This is a genomic window from Paenibacillus sp. 23TSA30-6 (assembly GCF_014858585.1).
GTDB lineage: Bacteria > Bacillota > Bacilli > Paenibacillales > Paenibacillaceae > Paenibacillus.
Map to the genome: position 1 here is coordinate 184,020 of NZ_SLTL01000007.1, position 14,984 is coordinate 199,003.

Below are 14,984 nucleotides of genomic sequence, written 5' to 3' on the forward strand. Positions count from 1 at the left end.
CTAGCGGACAATCCATGACAAACCCATGACATTTGGATAAAGTTTCAATGAAGTGTGCTATACTAGAGAAATGGCTTTTTTAAAGCTCCGGGAAGTTCTACTTAGGATAAGTAGTTTTGCATCAGCAAGAAATGACAGAAAGGAAGTGAAAGCACATTGAAAACATGGGAGACGTGGAAAGTCAATCTCATTGTGCTTTGGTTCGGTCAGTTTCTAGTCAATGCGGGTATTACGATGATTACTCCATTCCTCGCCCTCTATCTGGCTCAAGACCTTCATGTGAAGGGAGAACATGATATCGGGCTGTGGGCCGGAGTTATTTTTGCCGCAAACTTTTTGACTTCATTTATGTTCCAGCCTCTATGGGGCAAGCTGGCTGACCGATATGGGCGCAAAGCAATGCTGCTCCGCTCGGGTTTCGGTATGGCTCTGGTGATCGGCTGCATGGGTTTGGTCACCCATCCGTGGCAACTGTTGGCGCTTCGTCTGCTGAACGGTACGATTTCGGGCTTCAATCCGGCTTCGATTTCTCTGGTGTCGGGTACCACACCCAAAGAACGGACCGGTTTCGCTATGGGGATTATGCAATCCGGTCAGATGGCGGGTACGATTCTCGGCCCTCTGATGGGCGGTTTTTTGGCTGACTGGGTTGGATTCAGACCGATCTTTTACATTACAGGCGCTCTTATTCTTGTAGCCTCTCTCATCGCAATGTTTCTGGTTAAGGAAGATTTCAGCAAAGCCGAAGCTGCACGAATACCGCAAATTTCGGTTCTTGCCGGATTAAAGGAGCTAAGCCATACGCCCCAGCTTCCGGCTTTGTTCACCGTAACGTTCCTGCTCCAGTTTGCCATGATCAGTACGGTATCTTTGCTGCCGTTATATGTGCAAAAGCTCTATGGTTCAGCAGAAGGAATTGCGCTCATTGCCGGGTTTGTTACAGCCATTACCGGCGTATCCAATATGGTCGCCGCGCCGCTGCTTGGAAGATTGAGTGACAAGATCGGGGCGCACCGCATTTTGACCCTCGCTCTGCTCGGAACCGCGCTCATGCTCATTCCGCAGGCTTTTGTCAATCAGGTATGGCAGCTCGTCACGATCCGTTTTTTCATGGGTATATTTATGGGCGGACTGCTGCCAAGCGTAAACGCGCTGATTCGCACGTATACACCGGAAGGAATGGAAAGTCGTTCGTTCGGCTTCAATACCAGCTCGCTGGCGCTTGGTAATATGCTGGGCGCTGTTATTGGCGGGGTACTGTCCGGGTTTATCGGCATCGAAGGATTGTTCATCATGTCAGGTGTCCTGCTGATCGTCAATATATTCTGGGTACGTATGAAGCTCTATGATCGTAAGCCTGCACCTGATTTCAGGTAAGATAGCCTTCTGGTAAGGTCAGCCTTCCAGAACAGACAAGAACCTCCGATCCACAATTTTGTGGACAAGGAGGTTCTTTTTGTATAGCTACTTTTTGTATAGCTATATAAGTAACACTACAGCCTATTTTACACGGGCCAATGCCAATCCGTCATAGGCTGGCAAAAGCGTACTGACTAGCCGCGGGTCCGTAGCTATCGTTTCGTTAAAGCGTCTCATGGCCTGTACGGCAGGACCGTTCTTGTCGGTATTGAGCGTCCGTCCGCGAAGGAAACAGTTATCTCCCGCAATAATGGCACCTGGATTCGCCAGAGCAATCGCATATTCCAGATACACCGGGTAATTTTCCTTATCGGCATCGATGAAGAAAAAATCGAAGGTCTTCCCCTCTTCCTGAAGCTCCTTCAGGCTGTCCGCTGCAGGTCCGAGACGATATTCGACACGGTCACCGTAGCCGTTTTCCTCCATATGTCTATGTGCCAGTGCCGCATACGCTTCTTTCAGCTCCAATGATACAATGCGTCCCTTTTCTCCCAATCCACGGGCCAGACATAATCCACTGTATCCGCCTAATGCGCCAATCTCCAGTACCTGCTGCGCGCCGGATACCTCAATTAGAAAGGTCAGCAGCTTTCCATAAGGATGAGCCACCGATACCTCAGGCATCCCCTCTGCAACAATGGCCTCCCTGATGCCGCGTAGCGTTTCATCTTCCTGTACCAGTTGGTCTATATATTGTTCAGGCGTCATATTGGGTGTAATTTCCACGTTTCATCTCTCCTTCTCGCTTTATCATAACGCAGGTTGGACGCGATGTCCTTCGTAAATTATTTGCCTTAATTATTTGTCTCTTCGTGTACAATGACCTATACTATAGGGATTGAACCAAGCTTATATGATTATGGGGACGGAGTGAATACGTTTAATGACTCAACTGCAACTAATTGCAACTGCGCCGATGGGACTTGAAGCCGTCGTGGCTCGGGAGCTCAGAGAACTCGGATATGAGGACCTGACCGTCGAGAATGGCCGCGTCGTTTTTTCCGGTGATTATATGGATATATGCCGGTGTAACCTGTGGTTGCGCACATCAGACCGCGTTCTTATTAAAATGGGCGAATTTGCCGCAACCACCTTCGACGAGCTGTTCGAGGGCACCAAAGCTTTGCCATGGGAGGATTGGATTCCTATGGATGGTGAATTTCCGGTAGAGGGACGCTCGCACAAATCACAGCTTAGTAGCGTACCAGCCAGTCAGGGAATCGTCAAGAAGGCGATTGTAGAAAAGCTCAAGGAAACCTACCACACGGATTGGTTTGAAGAGGACGGCCCTCGTTACGTTATAGAGGTCATTCTCTTAAATGACCGTGCATTGCTAACGCTTGATACGACAGGTCCGGGACTGCACAAGCGCGGCTATCGCAAGCTCGTGACGGAGGCTCCGCTCAAAGAGACGATGGCTTCGGCTCTTATTCAGCTTAGCCGCTGGACCCCGGATCGACCGTTCTATGACCCGTGCTGCGGTTCCGGTACTCTGCTGGTAGAAGCAGCAATGCAGGCATGGAATATTGCTCCGGGACTGAGACGTACCTTTAACTCGGAAGACTGGCCTGTCATTGGTCGCGAGCTATGGGATCAGGCTCGCGACGAAGCGATGGATTTGACCCGCGATGACATTCCTTTCGAGATTGCAGGCAGCGATATTGATCCAGGTGCCATCGAAGTCGCTGAGGCTGCTGTAAAGGCGGCAGGCTTCGCTAAAGATATCTCATTAAAGGTGATGCCTGTAACGAAAGTCAGACTTGAAGGCCAATATGGTGTGATGATTACCAATCCACCTTATGGTGAGAGACTGAGTGAGGAAACCGAGGTGGAGAAGCTGATCCGGTCAATCGCACGCACGGCAGCGGAAATGAAGACATGGTCCTTCTTTGCCATCAGCTCCACCAAGCAATTCGAGCACTATTGGGGCCGTAAAGCTGATAAGCGCCGCAAGCTGTTTAATGGCCGGATCGAATGCCAATACTATCAGTATCTGGGCCCTCTACCACCGCGCCGCAAAGATACTCCGCCGTCGTAGTCTTAAGTAGATGATGCTCAGGCCAGGAAGCGAACCATCCGTTCGCCTTCTGGCCTGATTTGTGTTGTTCATAGGATAAAAATGTAGCTTTCCCCTGCTGTACTGGAAGGAAAATGCTGTATTTTCTTTACTTAATCATTGAAATGCGCGGGATGAGCGCTATAATAATTAAAGGCGATTTCGGTTTTAACATTACGTTAATATTTAGTTTATACTAGCCGAACATTTCTGCCGAAGGGGGTAAAGTGTTGGTTATTCGCACGGCCAGTACAAATCGCACTGGAAACATGTTCAGCAGAATGCTGCTGTCCCGATATTTCGGGTTTGGTCTGTTTTTTGTACTTATGATTGGCAAGCTCGTTCTGATCCACCATAACCTGCATGCCCAAAATGTTGACATGAATCCGCTGGATTATGTCATCGCGATCGGTTCGCTCTTGCTTGTGAGTTTTTGGACCTTATGGCTGTCACGGCGCGGACGTTTAATCGCTCTTGTGGTGCTTGATATTTTGCTTACCGCACTCATTTACTCTGACATGGTTTATTATCGGTATTTTCAGGATTTCATTACGATTCCCGTCTTGCTTCAAGCCGGACAAGTTGATTCCCTGGGTGGAAGTATCGTATCTCTGATGTACTGGTGGGATCTTTTCTTTTTTGCAGACTGGATTCTGTTCATTCCGTATGTGATGTTTGTGGCTTCCTTGCGGCGTCGGTATACAACAAGTGATTCTTACATCGAAACGTCACGCGGTTCATTCAGCAAAAGGTTTCTGCTTCGCTTCTCCAAAGGTGCGTTGGCCTTCCTGATCGGCTACATTTTTACCTTTGGACCGATTAAATACTATACGTCCACGTGGGCAACCGGCATATTCGTCGGTAACTGGTGGTCGATGGCCCTGTACAATGTAACCGGGCTGATCGGATTTCACGGGTACGACATTTACCGCTATGGCCAGGACCATCTGGGACCCCAGCCTACGCTGGCTCAGGCGGAGTCCGATAAGGATAAGGTATGGTTTAATCAGCATCAAAAGCTGCTTCAGGTGAAAAATGACCTTTCCGGCAAGTATAAAGGCAAAAATGTGATGGTCATTCAAGCCGAAGCGTATATGAACTTTTTCATCGGCAAGGAGATCAACGGTCAGGCCATAACGCCTAACTTTGACAAGCTGACGAAGGAAAGCATGTATTTTAACAATTATTATCACCAGACTGCGCAGGGCCGTACTTCAGACGCGGATTTCACTACACATGCTTCACTGCATCCACTCCCTACAGGCTCGGTATTCATCCGTTATGCGGACCATAAATTCGATACGTTGCCTTCTATTCTAAAAGATACTGGCTACAGCCCTAATGCATTTCACGTTTACGACAGCAGCTTCTGGAATCGCTACACGATGTATAAGGCGATGAACTATGACAAGTTCTACAGTAAAAAAGATTTTAAAATAGACGAGCCGCTTGGATGGTCGCTGGGAGACAAATCCTTTTTCCGGCAAACGCTCAATGATCTCACCATTGAGGTCAAACAGCCGTTCTACGCTTATATGGTCGGAATTTCGAGCCACCACCCTTACAATCTGTCACCTGACGCTGTGGATTTGGATGTTGGCGAGTTTGAAGGGACCATGTTCGGAGACTATTTGAAATCCGTGCATTATGTGGATGAAGCACTAGGTGAACTGGTGGATCAAATGAAGAAAGACGGATTGTGGGATAATACGATCCTGATGTTCTACGGGGATCACGACAATTCCATTAAAGATAAGACCCTGTATGAGAAATTTCTGGGTAAACCACTCACAGATCTTGATATGCAAAAAATCATGAACCAGGTGCCGCTGCTTGTGCATCTTCCCGATGGAAGCCATGCGGGAACTTACACTGAACCGGCAGGACAGCTTGATCTGACACCGTCGGTGATGCATCTGCTCGGCATTTCAACGAAACCGTATCACTTTATGGGAAATGATCTGTTCAGCGGGAAGCCTCGTATGGTCGTGCTGCGCAGCGGTGCTTTCACTGATGGTCGTGTGTACTACATTCCATCCGAGGATGGCACATTCTCCAAAGGAACCTGTTACAACCTCACCACAGGCCAGCCTTCGGATGTGAACGCCTGCGGACCGGGGTATACTGAAGCTCTCAATCGGTTGAACATTTCCGATCAGGTGATCACGTATGATCTCATTCGCCAATGGGAACCGCAAATCAAAGAAGTAACTACAACTCCTTCGACATCCAAATAGACTTTCTGAGGAAGGTTGCTTGCACAGCACCCTTCCCGGATTCCCAGAAGGATGAGTACCTACAAGAAAAGCCCGATCAAGCAGCAACATGCTGATGATCGGGCTTTTGGTATTCTTGAGCTAGTAAACCGCGCTCATATACCTTTACGAATGCTTATGGGCGCAATGCTTTTTTGGCCTGCTCCAGCCGTTGTGTCTCTTCACCAAGCATTTCCTCGGCAACCTCTACCGCATCGTCGCCAAGGCTGTCCTTCGCCTGCTCTATGGCACGCTCCACATGAGTACGGGACTGCTCCGCCTGCTCAATCAGTTGCTCAGCCGGATGTGACAATGCCTGAGAAACGGCATGGTGAAGCTTGTCCACCGAGTTTTGCGTTTGGGCCTCGACACTGTGATTGTCCAGATTAGAATCATATTGGGCCATGAGTCACTCCTCCTTCTGGGCAGTGGTCTGCATCCACTAGCATGGATCAAAAGAAGGGGAACTATACAAAGCTGTGAATGCTGCGTACTGGAATTATTTTATAAAACGCGCAGCCTTCTCCAATACTTCGTCCTCTGTAGCTGCACTTACATAGCGTCCGTTCACATATACAAACGCCCGTTTTCCACAAGGACCGCAATACGATTTGCAACCGATTTTGATCTCCGCATCCGGTGCCATCTTTTGCAGCTTGGGTAAGATTGTTTTCAAGCGAATATGATTGCATTCATCACATACGCGAATATCATTGGCCATTTGTCGTCCCTCCGTGCTCCGGCTTAGTGGTCGCCGTGATTACCTTGGGAAGGGTTAGTAATGACAAATCCTTCTTCGGGGAAATACAAGTAATCAATTTTCACGCCATCCAGCAGCGGCTGGCCGTTTTCCAAAATAACATCAATGCCTTTATCTGTAGATACGACGGTATCTGTTTCTTTAGGCGTGTCCAAATCCAGCCCGTAATGAGCATGATCTCCATGGGAATGAGTAATGACAACCCGCAGGCTCTTCCCTTGGTTTTCTTCTTTATCCAATTCAAGCTTCAATACTTTAGCAGCGTTGCGAGTAATTTTGCAATTCATCAACTTCATCTCCTTCATATTGATTAAATGAAGTGTGGTCCAACGGAGCATGAATATCCGTGCCACACAATTTAACAGGTAAGTTCAACAACTATAAACTACAAAATAGCCTTTATACTAGAAAGGCAATATTCCTATTGTAAAGAAAACTGCGAAAAATCGCAATCACGAAATTCACAAGCTTATATTCCTACCGGACACGTACGCGCTGCTTCTCAAGCACATCGGGATATTTTCGTTCAGCGCGGGTCACAAACCAGTTCATCAGCAGCAGCGTCACCCCAATGTCGTCAATGGGCATAAAGGGCATGACATCCGGCAGTACCCAATAGAGCAGTACAGGAACGACAAACAGCAATTTTTCACCCAATGGAATCTTCGACGACGTAATAAACCGGGGCATGCGACGAAACACATGTGACCATTGACGGAGAGACAGTAATCTTTTCCACTTCATAGGTTGCTCACTCCATTTCCAATGCTCCTAAGTATATATACCCCATTAGAGGGGACTTATAAGAGGAACACTTGTAAAAACACGTGCTCCTCCTAATACGTACTGATAAACTATGGCGTTTCAGGTCGACCCTTTTACCATGACAGCACCGTTGCCATTAACATGCCCACCTCTGCCGCAATATCGTCATAATCACGCATAGGCAGCGGATTTACGCCCAGCCCGACTTCAACGGTAAAACCAGGTTTGCCAAAGCGCTGTATAAACCAGTCCTTATACCCTGCATCACTGCCCCCCAGCTTTACCGCCCGGTATCCTGTCGCAGCCGCCAGCCGTGATGCCCAATCCCGACTCTCCTTTGGCTCCAAATCCCGGTAATTCCAATAGATTTCCTGTCCCTGACTGTGTATGGACAACACCATATCAAACTGTTCCCGCTCCGTCAGATCGACAAGCGCTTTAGCCTCTGGCTCAGACAAAGGTGCAGGACCCGCATAATCCCTTCTGGACGGACCTGTTTTGCCGCGTCTTCGCACCTCTTCCTCCCAATGCGCCGGAAACTGATCGTTGAGATCTACACCGCGAATGTTCGCCTTCCACCCACGATAATCAGCGCGGCCATCATTCCATTTTCTTAAGTCAGGATACAGGGGATGAGACGGAAGGACACCTTGTTGAACCAGTTCCACCCCATCTGGATTGACCATGGGCACTACCCATAAGGAAGTACGGTTTAGCCAAGTCTGTGGAGAAACGCCATATATCCATGGAGGAGCATTACCTTGATCCTCTCGCTCATCGTGATGCTCCCCCTCTTCATTTCCATTCATCCTGTCGACTCCTTGCGCATATCGCTCTACAAAACGCAGCAAACACGGTGTCGTCAGCCATTCATTGGCATGTACGGAGGCATTGGCGTGAATTTTCAGTGGTCCCCGTCCAATACGTACATAGGGAATATCCTTTCCCATGACACTGGTGCCGATGCTGCCAACTTCAATAAACGGATACCTTTGAGCCAGTGCCGCAAGATCTTGTCTCAAGTCCTCGTACCCATACTCCCCGCGCAAACGTATAATCTGATCCTGATGGTGTTCAGGGATAATCATTGTTTTTCCTTCCACAAAATCATGCTCCGCAAGTTCGGGATTAGCCTGCCGCAGTTCATCAAGCTCCACACCAAACTGCTTGGCAATGTGTCTGGCATGCTCACCGGGCTGAATAACGTATTTACGATCCATTGACGGACGAATGTACAGCACTTGACCACAAACCAGATAGGGTTGCGCGGCAGTCCATGGATTGTCTGCCATCAATGTATCTGCCGATAATTTAAAAGCCGAGGCGACCCGGTGCAAAGTATCTCCTTTTTGTACGATATATTCCCTCATCTTCTACGCCCCTTCCATCTGTCTTACTGCATGTTATGCAGACGCGGCGTGTCTTGATGAAGCGAATACCAAAACAGCCGATTCTTTTGTCTAATGACAAAAAAATCGGCCGTCTCGTCAATCGAGATTGGTGACCTGCCAAACAACAGGCGTTTGACGAATTTGCTCCCCAAGCCACTGTGCTGCAATACTCTGGAACAATTCCGGATCACCAGAACAAAAAAGCTGATGCACCGGTGTCTCATCCCCGGCTTCCAACTTGCCCTTGTTATACAAAATCGTACTCGTCTCACGAGCCGTTTCGTCTGCGGAGCTAATCAGCTTCACGTTGGGGCCCATCACTTCCTGAATCGTTTCCTTCAAAAAAGGATAATGCGTACAACCAAGAATCAGACAATCAATCGGGTACGCTTGAATCGGTCTCAATGTCTCCTCTACGACCTCTGATGTTGTCTCTGAACGGAACAATCCCTGTTCCACCAAAGGAACAAGCGAAGGGCAAGCATGGCTCACCACGTCTACATAGGGGGATAGTTGCTTCAGCGCAGCCGTATAGGCTCCGCTTCGGATTGTACCTACAGTCCCAATCACCCCGACATGCCCGGTGGCTGTTGCGCTAATTGCAGCACGTGCCCCGGGGTGGATGACTCCAATCACCGGAATGGATACCTTTTGGCTAATATAGTCCAATGCCGCGGCTGTTGCCGTGTTGCAGGCAATAATAATGACTTTCGGATCAAATTGAATCAGAAAATCAACCATTTGCTCTGTAAATTTCTTAACCTCTTCCGATGGCCGGGGTCCATACGGGGTGCGCGCAGTGTCTCCAAAATAAATGATTTTTTCCCTTGGAAGTTGACGCATGACTTCTTTAACAACCGTCAGACCTCCTACACCGGAATCCAATATTGCAATCGCTTGCTGCACGTACACACCGCTTCCTTTTTTGTTCAAGTATGAGTCGTTCCCTCTTGGGAAGCTATCCGTTGCTACATACCTTATGTTGTATTCGAGTAAAAGGTACCCCAAAATATTACCCGAAAAAGGGAAAGCGATCAACAAAGAGGCTTCATCCCAACAGGAGAAGCCTCGAAGCGAATCCATATTCAGTTAAATTATATTGGTTTAGAGTTGCTTACAGGGAATCCTTTTTGATATCTTCTTGAACAGGATCGGATGAAATGCTGACTTCAGGAAGAACTCCGCCTTTTTTGCGAAATTGCCCGATTTCATGAATAACCGCTGAGGCCGTATCCTTAATTTTATCGGTATACTCAATAGAGGCATCTGTAATTTTCCCGGCCAGTTCCTGCCCCTTATCACTGACTAGACGTGCCTGATCCGTAATGTCCTGACGCAGATCACGACCTGACTTGGGGGCAAACAACAGCGCAGCGAGCGAACCGGCAATGCTACCTGCCACCGCACCACGGATAAAGCTTTTGTGGTTTTCTTTCATCATCATCTCTCCCTTATGCCCGGGCGAATGCCCATCTGTTAATGCATTATAAGCAGGGAGAGCTTGTCATGACACAGCGAACGACCATAAAAGCTCCTACTTTTTTCGGGACCGGATACGATACAGGCAGCAACGTCCTCCATCCGCCAAGCAATCCTCACGAACAACCTCGGCATCAAGCAGCTCCTCGAACATTTGCTGCTCGCATTCACATGCCTTGCGGTAACGGCCTGCGATTTGAGAAATCGGACAATTGTATTCCACAATAGAGTAGCTCCCGTCCTCTTCTTCCCGCCACTCCGCCATATAACCGGAGGCGTTCTGAATGCCGGAAAGCTTTTCCACACGTGAAGCCAGCGTGGTCTCGCTCTCTATCTGAGGGGCGTAACGCTTCATCATTTTGCGTTTTCTGCCGTCAAACAGAGAGTAAACAGCTTCCATTCCCTGCTCTTCATCCAGTTCCCCCAGTAGTTCCAGCAACAAATGATCATAATTGCGGGGAAACTGCTCACTTCCCTGCTCGCTCAGACTGTACAAAAACGTCGGACGTCCCATCGCCTGCCGCACTACGGTAGCGACGATGAGACCATCCTGCTCCATCAATTTGAGATGCCTGCGCACCCCCATTTCGGTAATGCCCAATTGAGCTGCCAAGCTTCCGACGCCCACAGGTCCCTTGGTTTTCAACAATGTCATAATCATGCGCCTGGTGGGCATTTCGGGAACGATATACTTATCCGTCACTTTAGCCTTTACACTCCCTCGGGCTGCGGACCCAATTCCTTATTTAAATAGTCATGCACACTGGATGCAAAACGCTCCAATAGCTCGGGCAGCTCAGGTGTGAGCGGATGAAGGCTCGTCCGGTCCCAATGGAAATATTCCTGCACCAAGGGTTTCCGCAAGGCGACCAGCTCCATGATCGGATTAAACACGGTATCATCCAGTACGCCCTCTTCATGAATGATACCGATAATATCCTCGTAGCTGCTGGCATCGCGCATAATAAATCCATCAATGATATAGCTTCCTACGTCCGTTACCGTTTCAATCGCCAGATGTAGGCAGCGCTCCTGCACCAGTCCCTGCAACAAATCTCCGTTCCAAGCGGCCGTTATGCGGCGGAGTCCTGCAGCAATGTCGGGAACGGCACCTAGTCGAAGCTCAATTTGCTCCCGGTTGACATAATACAAGGTCCTTCACCTCCCCGTAACCGCTTTTAAATTTCATAATCAACTGCGTTCGATACATCCTTCACTTCATTCATGTGTACAATGATCTCCTGATGCACAGGGTGTATCTGATACGTCTGCAGATCCTCCAGTGTTTCGACAACAGCCGTAAGGGAAATATCATAAGATCGTTCCGAACGAATCACATCCGTACCTACTTCGAGTGATAGAAGTTCTTTGATTTTGCCATTCATGCTGCGCAAGACGGATGCCGTATGCTCAATGCTTTCAGGGGAGCGGTCTTTCAATTTGAACAAAACAATATGTTTAATCATGCGTATAGGCTCCTTATCTTAAAATGTTCTCTTGAAAATTTTATCATAACGCCCCGCATACGGAAAGAAACTTCGTAATTCTAGCGATCTTTTCCACCATCTTTCCCACCAGACTCCTTGTCCTTCAGCAGAGCAAAAAAATTCTTGAGCTTCGGTGGGAGCGGCAAGCCCATGCGTGAGCAGTTTTCCGTAATCGAGATTAATTCATTGGATAAATAAAAATACGTCGCCGCTCCTTTCATGATTTCAGTGCCCATCAGGAGGTCTACATGATGTGCCAAAGAAATCACCATCAGCATCAAAGCCTTCCTCGTCAATCCCCAAAACCCTGCTTTGCTGCTCAAGCCTTCCCCAGTCTTAATCGCTGCGGCAACCCCAGTCACATAATCAACAGCCATGGCAATCGTGAACAGCACCATAAGCTGATTCCAGCCGCCAAATGCAAAGGTAATAATGGCACCTGTGGTAGCGCAAAACATACTAAACATAGCGGGGTTAATATTCATACCTGTTCCTCCTCTCGGGGCGGTTACTGCAATATATGCAGCGACGTGGCAACCCGTAAAGTCATATGACCTGAAGAGGGAACTGAATTCATAGATTCATATAAAACAAGCTGCAAACCTCATGATTTTATGTGCAAACACGACAAAAAACACCTTAAAAAACCTAATAAATAGTTTTAAAGGTGCCTTTACTTCCTTCATTGGGCATTGTAACGCTTGTTTATCCAAGACCTGATTTCTGCTTACCGCTTATATAAAAAAACAGACCCCCCTCTTCAAAAAATAAAGTAGGGTAGCCTGTTTTTCTGACAAGCTATTCAATTAACGATGATCATTCCAAAAATTAAGTGGAGTCAGATTGCCATTCAACGGCTCAAAAGAATAGCCTTCCTTCTGCAAAGCCGCCATAATCTGTGGAAGTACCTTGATCGTAGATGGCTTATCATGCATAAGAACGACAGGTGTTCTGCCTTGTTTTTTCAATCTTCTAATATCACTCAGAACAGTTTGTTCAAAATGCTCTGGATTTTTGGTATAACGCCAATCGTTGGAATCTACATTCCAATCCCAAATATGATAGCCCGCACCCGTCAGCTGATCACGGAATGCTTTCTTCAAATACGGTTTGCTGCCATAAGGAGTACGAATCAAAGAAGTGCGTTGCCCAGTTGCCTGGAATAAAATCTCATTATCCTGATTCATTTCTGCAAGCGCCGCTGCCGGAGAAGCATAGATTTTCTTCACCTGGTGCGACATCCCGTGCAAGCCCAAGCCATGACCCGCCTCTACCATTCTCTTCATAACTGCACTATGTTCACGAATTTCCGGTCCCAGCATAAAGAAAGTAGCCTTGGCATTATATTTATCCAAAATATCCAACAGTTGTGAAGTATGCGCCGTAGGACCATCATCAAAGCTCAAATAAATCGTTCGGCTCGATGAGGAAGCGTTCCCCTTGGTTCCTGCATTGCTAGTTTTGCCGGGCTTCACGGCTGCATACTGTTTAATTTCTGCGGCAAATTTATTCAAAAATTGTGTATCAGACAAGCTCGCATTCGCGTTCTGAATCCGATATAGATTGCTTGAAGGTATCGTGATGGTAAAACCGAAGGCATCCGCCAATGTGCGAATTGGCACCATCGTACGTCCTCCGCGCTCAAAAACATCACCCTTGGTCAGATCCAGCGTAAAGCTGCGATTATGTCCGGTCAACACCAATGTACGTCCGCTAGCCGAAGTGGAGATCCCCATCTTTTGACCTAATGTAACGATAGGTACATACAACTTGTCATTTTCCATCACTGGCCGAATCGTATTAGAGTCCAGTAATACATCATTGACCCCCAGCAAAGGAGCCTTCGCTTGAGCACTTGCCGTATTCGTATGTATGCCCAACAGACCCAAACAACAGATTGCTATCAAACATACAGCCATCCATTTTACTTTCAAAAACTTCATTACTTACACCATCCTGTGCTGTATTTTATATTGTGCGGGAGCTATCTCTAGCTTGTCTATGAAGTTATACAGACATGACGATATAGACATGGCAATATAGACATTCACTAAACATATAGAACATAAACGCATCTCAACCGATTGAATCGGAACGCCTTTCCTTTCCCCCTATATATATTAATAGATTACCAGAGTATAGTATGTAAATATAGTGAAACAATTCGACAACAATCTTGCAATCTCCCCGACCATCGAGATTACAAAGTTGTGAATAAATTGGCTGAGTTAAAATGCAAGCTATTAATAAATTCTTTTAGTTGAACTAGAGCTTATGAAACAAGCCTTTCATGAATTTCGTACACAGTATTAATGGCTAGAACAGACCACTTGCCCTTTACAGTCATACAATAATTATTGAAACGGCATTAAGACATTCTTCTGAAAATAAGATAACTTCTTTTTTCCGAACCTGCTCTTATCTTCATAAAAGAAAGAGATTCCCTAGTCTTAATTCTCCTTATTGCTTCCAAGTTGTAGAGAACTCCTTCACCATCAATTGCATTATACTCTGTAATTAAACGTGACTCTACGGCAATAGTTTTAAATATATTTAATTCAGCTTTATAGCTGTACCCATTGTACTCTTATACTTCCCTATCATGAAATTCCCATATTCAATTCATCTGCATAAAATACCCCAATGAGTCCAATGCAAATGAAAAACCTTGAAGGAATTTATCCCTCAAGGCGAATTTAGCTTTACTCTGAACCAAAAATCTCTACTCTTTCACAATGTATAATGTTCTTCTGGTTAGTATAAAATATTCCGTCTTTAGTCGCAGGCATAAATTCTTGCCCGCTCGGGTCAACATACCCCATCGGATTATTCGCAACACATGCATACCAGTTCAAGCTTTGCGGATCGCTTATCTCACCTTGATACGTATCCTCGCCATTTTGCGTACGTCCGATGATGTTTTTATTCCCATCCCGCTCATAACCAAATTGGTGCAGCGCCGTACCGTCTTGCTCCACCGTAACCCAGACAAGTCCAGTCCGTTATAGCTGAATCGCGTACTCAGTCCTCTGCTTGAAGACTGACCTTTCAGCAGCCCGTTAGGGGCATAATCAAACGTCATGCTATCCAGTGATCCGCCCGCAGCAGCACTCGCCCCTGCCAGATTCTGCATGTTTGCTGTACCGGCTCCACCGCTAATATCCATTTGAGTCACTTGGCCCAAACTATCCAGTTTGGACTGGACATACATAGACGTTCCGGAAGCATCGGTCAGCACATAGCCTGTGCGAGATTGCTTGTTGTACTCGTAGGTTATTTGCGTGCCTTCCGGGTACTTCAGACCAGTCAACGCCCCATCTGCTGGGTCATAGGCATAAGAGGTCGTTCCCTGCCCATCTGTCATGCTGGTTC

17 protein-coding genes are annotated in these 14,984 nt (G+C 47.2%); 3 read left to right on the forward strand and 14 right to left on the reverse strand.

Annotated elements, in window-relative coordinates; genetic code table 11:
• The first annotated feature begins 156 nt into the window (after positions 1–156).
• On the forward strand, positions 157–1,377 hold the full coding sequence (locus E0698_RS08770; RefSeq protein WP_192511298.1) for an MFS transporter: 1,221 nt from the start codon (positions 157–159) through the stop codon (positions 1,375–1,377).
• A 123-nt stretch (positions 1,378–1,500) separates the two neighbouring features.
• Here the strand turns inward: E0698_RS08770 and E0698_RS08775 are convergent, their stop codons facing one another.
• On the reverse strand, positions 1,501–2,145 hold the full coding sequence (locus tag E0698_RS08775; protein WP_192511299.1) for a class I SAM-dependent methyltransferase: 645 nt from the start codon (positions 2,143–2,145) through the stop codon (positions 1,501–1,503).
• Between the two features lie 157 nt (positions 2,146–2,302).
• Between E0698_RS08775 and E0698_RS08780 the strand changes: the two genes are divergently transcribed.
• Both E0698_RS08780 and E0698_RS08785 read left to right on the forward strand, forming a co-directional pair.
• Positions 2,303–3,457, forward strand: a complete 1,155-nt coding sequence (locus E0698_RS08780) for a THUMP domain-containing class I SAM-dependent RNA methyltransferase (protein ID WP_192511300.1) — start codon at positions 2,303–2,305, stop codon at positions 3,455–3,457.
• A gap of 245 nt (positions 3,458–3,702) precedes the next feature.
• Complete coding sequence (locus tag E0698_RS08785) at positions 3,703–5,712, forward strand: sulfatase-like hydrolase/transferase (protein ID WP_192511301.1); 2,010 nt, start codon at positions 3,703–3,705, stop codon at positions 5,710–5,712.
• Between the two features lie 154 nt (positions 5,713–5,866).
• Here the strand turns inward: E0698_RS08785 and E0698_RS08790 are convergent, their stop codons facing one another.
• The 13 genes from E0698_RS08790 to E0698_RS08850 all read right to left on the reverse strand — a co-directional run bounded on the left by E0698_RS08790 (position 5,867) and on the right by E0698_RS08850 (position 14,976).
• Entirely contained in the window at positions 5,867–6,136 is a 270-nt protein-coding gene (locus tag E0698_RS08790; protein WP_192511302.1) for a hypothetical protein, read from the reverse strand.
• A 93-nt stretch (positions 6,137–6,229) separates the two neighbouring features.
• On the reverse strand, positions 6,230–6,451 hold the full coding sequence (locus E0698_RS08795) for a DUF1450 domain-containing protein (protein ID WP_007429791.1): 222 nt from the start codon (positions 6,449–6,451) through the stop codon (positions 6,230–6,232).
• A 23-nt stretch (positions 6,452–6,474) separates the two neighbouring features.
• Positions 6,475–6,777 carry a heme biosynthesis protein HemY gene (locus E0698_RS08800; RefSeq protein WP_014280825.1) on the reverse strand — a complete coding sequence of 101 codons (303 nt, stop codon included), beginning with the start codon at positions 6,775–6,777 and terminating at the stop codon, positions 6,475–6,477.
• A gap of 190 nt (positions 6,778–6,967) precedes the next feature.
• Positions 6,968–7,234 (reverse strand): hypothetical protein, encoded by a 267-nt coding sequence (locus E0698_RS08805; RefSeq protein WP_134910339.1) that lies wholly within the window; start codon positions 7,232–7,234, stop codon positions 6,968–6,970.
• A gap of 134 nt (positions 7,235–7,368) precedes the next feature.
• Positions 7,369–8,625 carry a M14 family metallopeptidase gene (locus tag E0698_RS08810; RefSeq protein ID WP_192511303.1) on the reverse strand — a complete coding sequence of 419 codons (1,257 nt, stop codon included), beginning with the start codon at positions 8,623–8,625 and terminating at the stop codon, positions 7,369–7,371.
• Positions 8,626–8,742: 117 nt separating this feature from the next.
• Positions 8,743–9,552: a glutamate racemase gene (gene racE / locus E0698_RS08815; protein WP_025683453.1), complete on the reverse strand. Its 810-nt coding sequence runs from the start codon at positions 9,550–9,552 to the stop codon at positions 8,743–8,745.
• Between the two features lie 208 nt (positions 9,553–9,760).
• Positions 9,761–10,084 (reverse strand): YtxH domain-containing protein, encoded by a 324-nt coding sequence (locus E0698_RS08820; protein ID WP_149094918.1) that lies wholly within the window; start codon positions 10,082–10,084, stop codon positions 9,761–9,763.
• A gap of 96 nt (positions 10,085–10,180) precedes the next feature.
• Positions 10,181–10,828, reverse strand: coding sequence for a helix-turn-helix transcriptional regulator (locus tag E0698_RS08825; RefSeq protein WP_134910342.1), 648 nt, complete (start codon positions 10,826–10,828; stop codon positions 10,181–10,183).
• Positions 10,829–10,836: 8 nt separating this feature from the next.
• The gene (locus E0698_RS08830) at positions 10,837–11,277 is read right to left on the reverse strand and encodes a DUF86 domain-containing protein (protein ID WP_134910343.1); all 441 of its coding nucleotides are present in this window, start codon (positions 11,275–11,277) and stop codon (positions 10,837–10,839) included.
• Positions 11,278–11,303: 26 nt separating this feature from the next.
• Positions 11,304–11,591 (reverse strand): Dabb family protein, encoded by a 288-nt coding sequence (locus E0698_RS08835; RefSeq protein WP_192511304.1) that lies wholly within the window; start codon positions 11,589–11,591, stop codon positions 11,304–11,306.
• A gap of 80 nt (positions 11,592–11,671) precedes the next feature.
• Positions 11,672–12,097: a phage holin family protein gene (locus tag E0698_RS08840; RefSeq protein WP_192511305.1), complete on the reverse strand. Its 426-nt coding sequence runs from the start codon at positions 12,095–12,097 to the stop codon at positions 11,672–11,674.
• A 321-nt stretch (positions 12,098–12,418) separates the two neighbouring features.
• Positions 12,419–13,555, reverse strand: coding sequence for a polysaccharide deacetylase (locus E0698_RS08845; RefSeq protein WP_192511306.1), 1,137 nt, complete (start codon positions 13,553–13,555; stop codon positions 12,419–12,421).
• Positions 13,556–14,481: 926 nt separating this feature from the next.
• Positions 14,482–14,976, reverse strand: a complete 495-nt coding sequence (locus E0698_RS08850) for a hypothetical protein (RefSeq protein ID WP_192511307.1) — start codon at positions 14,974–14,976, stop codon at positions 14,482–14,484.
• Between the last annotated feature and the right edge of the window lie 8 nt (positions 14,977–14,984).

Coding starts and splice junctions, on each gene's coding strand:
- E0698_RS08780 (WP_192511300.1), top strand. CDS start 2,303: ATGACTCAACTGCAACTAATTGCAACTGCGCCGATGGGACTTGAAGCC.
- E0698_RS08790 (WP_192511302.1), bottom strand. CDS start 6,136: ATGGCCCAATATGATTCTAATCTGGACAATCACAGTGTCGAGGCCCAA.
- E0698_RS08795 (WP_007429791.1), bottom strand. CDS start 6,451: ATGGCCAATGATATTCGCGTATGTGATGAATGCAATCATATTCGCTTG.
- E0698_RS08800 (WP_014280825.1), bottom strand. CDS start 6,777: ATGAATTGCAAAATTACTCGCAACGCTGCTAAAGTATTGAAGCTTGAA.
- E0698_RS08805 (WP_134910339.1), bottom strand. CDS start 7,234: ATGAAGTGGAAAAGATTACTGTCTCTCCGTCAATGGTCACATGTGTTT.
- E0698_RS08810 (WP_192511303.1), bottom strand. CDS start 8,625: ATGAGGGAATATATCGTACAAAAAGGAGATACTTTGCACCGGGTCGCC.
- E0698_RS08820 (WP_149094918.1), bottom strand. CDS start 10,084: ATGAAAGAAAACCACAAAAGCTTTATCCGTGGTGCGGTGGCAGGTAGC.
- E0698_RS08835 (WP_192511304.1), bottom strand. CDS start 11,591: ATGATTAAACATATTGTTTTGTTCAAATTGAAAGACCGCTCCCCTGAA.
- E0698_RS08840 (WP_192511305.1), bottom strand. CDS start 12,097: ATGAATATTAACCCCGCTATGTTTAGTATGTTTTGCGCTACCACAGGT.
- E0698_RS08845 (WP_192511306.1), bottom strand. CDS start 13,555: ATGAAGTTTTTGAAAGTAAAATGGATGGCTGTATGTTTGATAGCAATC.
- E0698_RS08850 (WP_192511307.1), bottom strand. CDS start 14,976: ATGACAGATGGGCAGGGAACGACCTCTTATGCCTATGACCCAGCAGAT.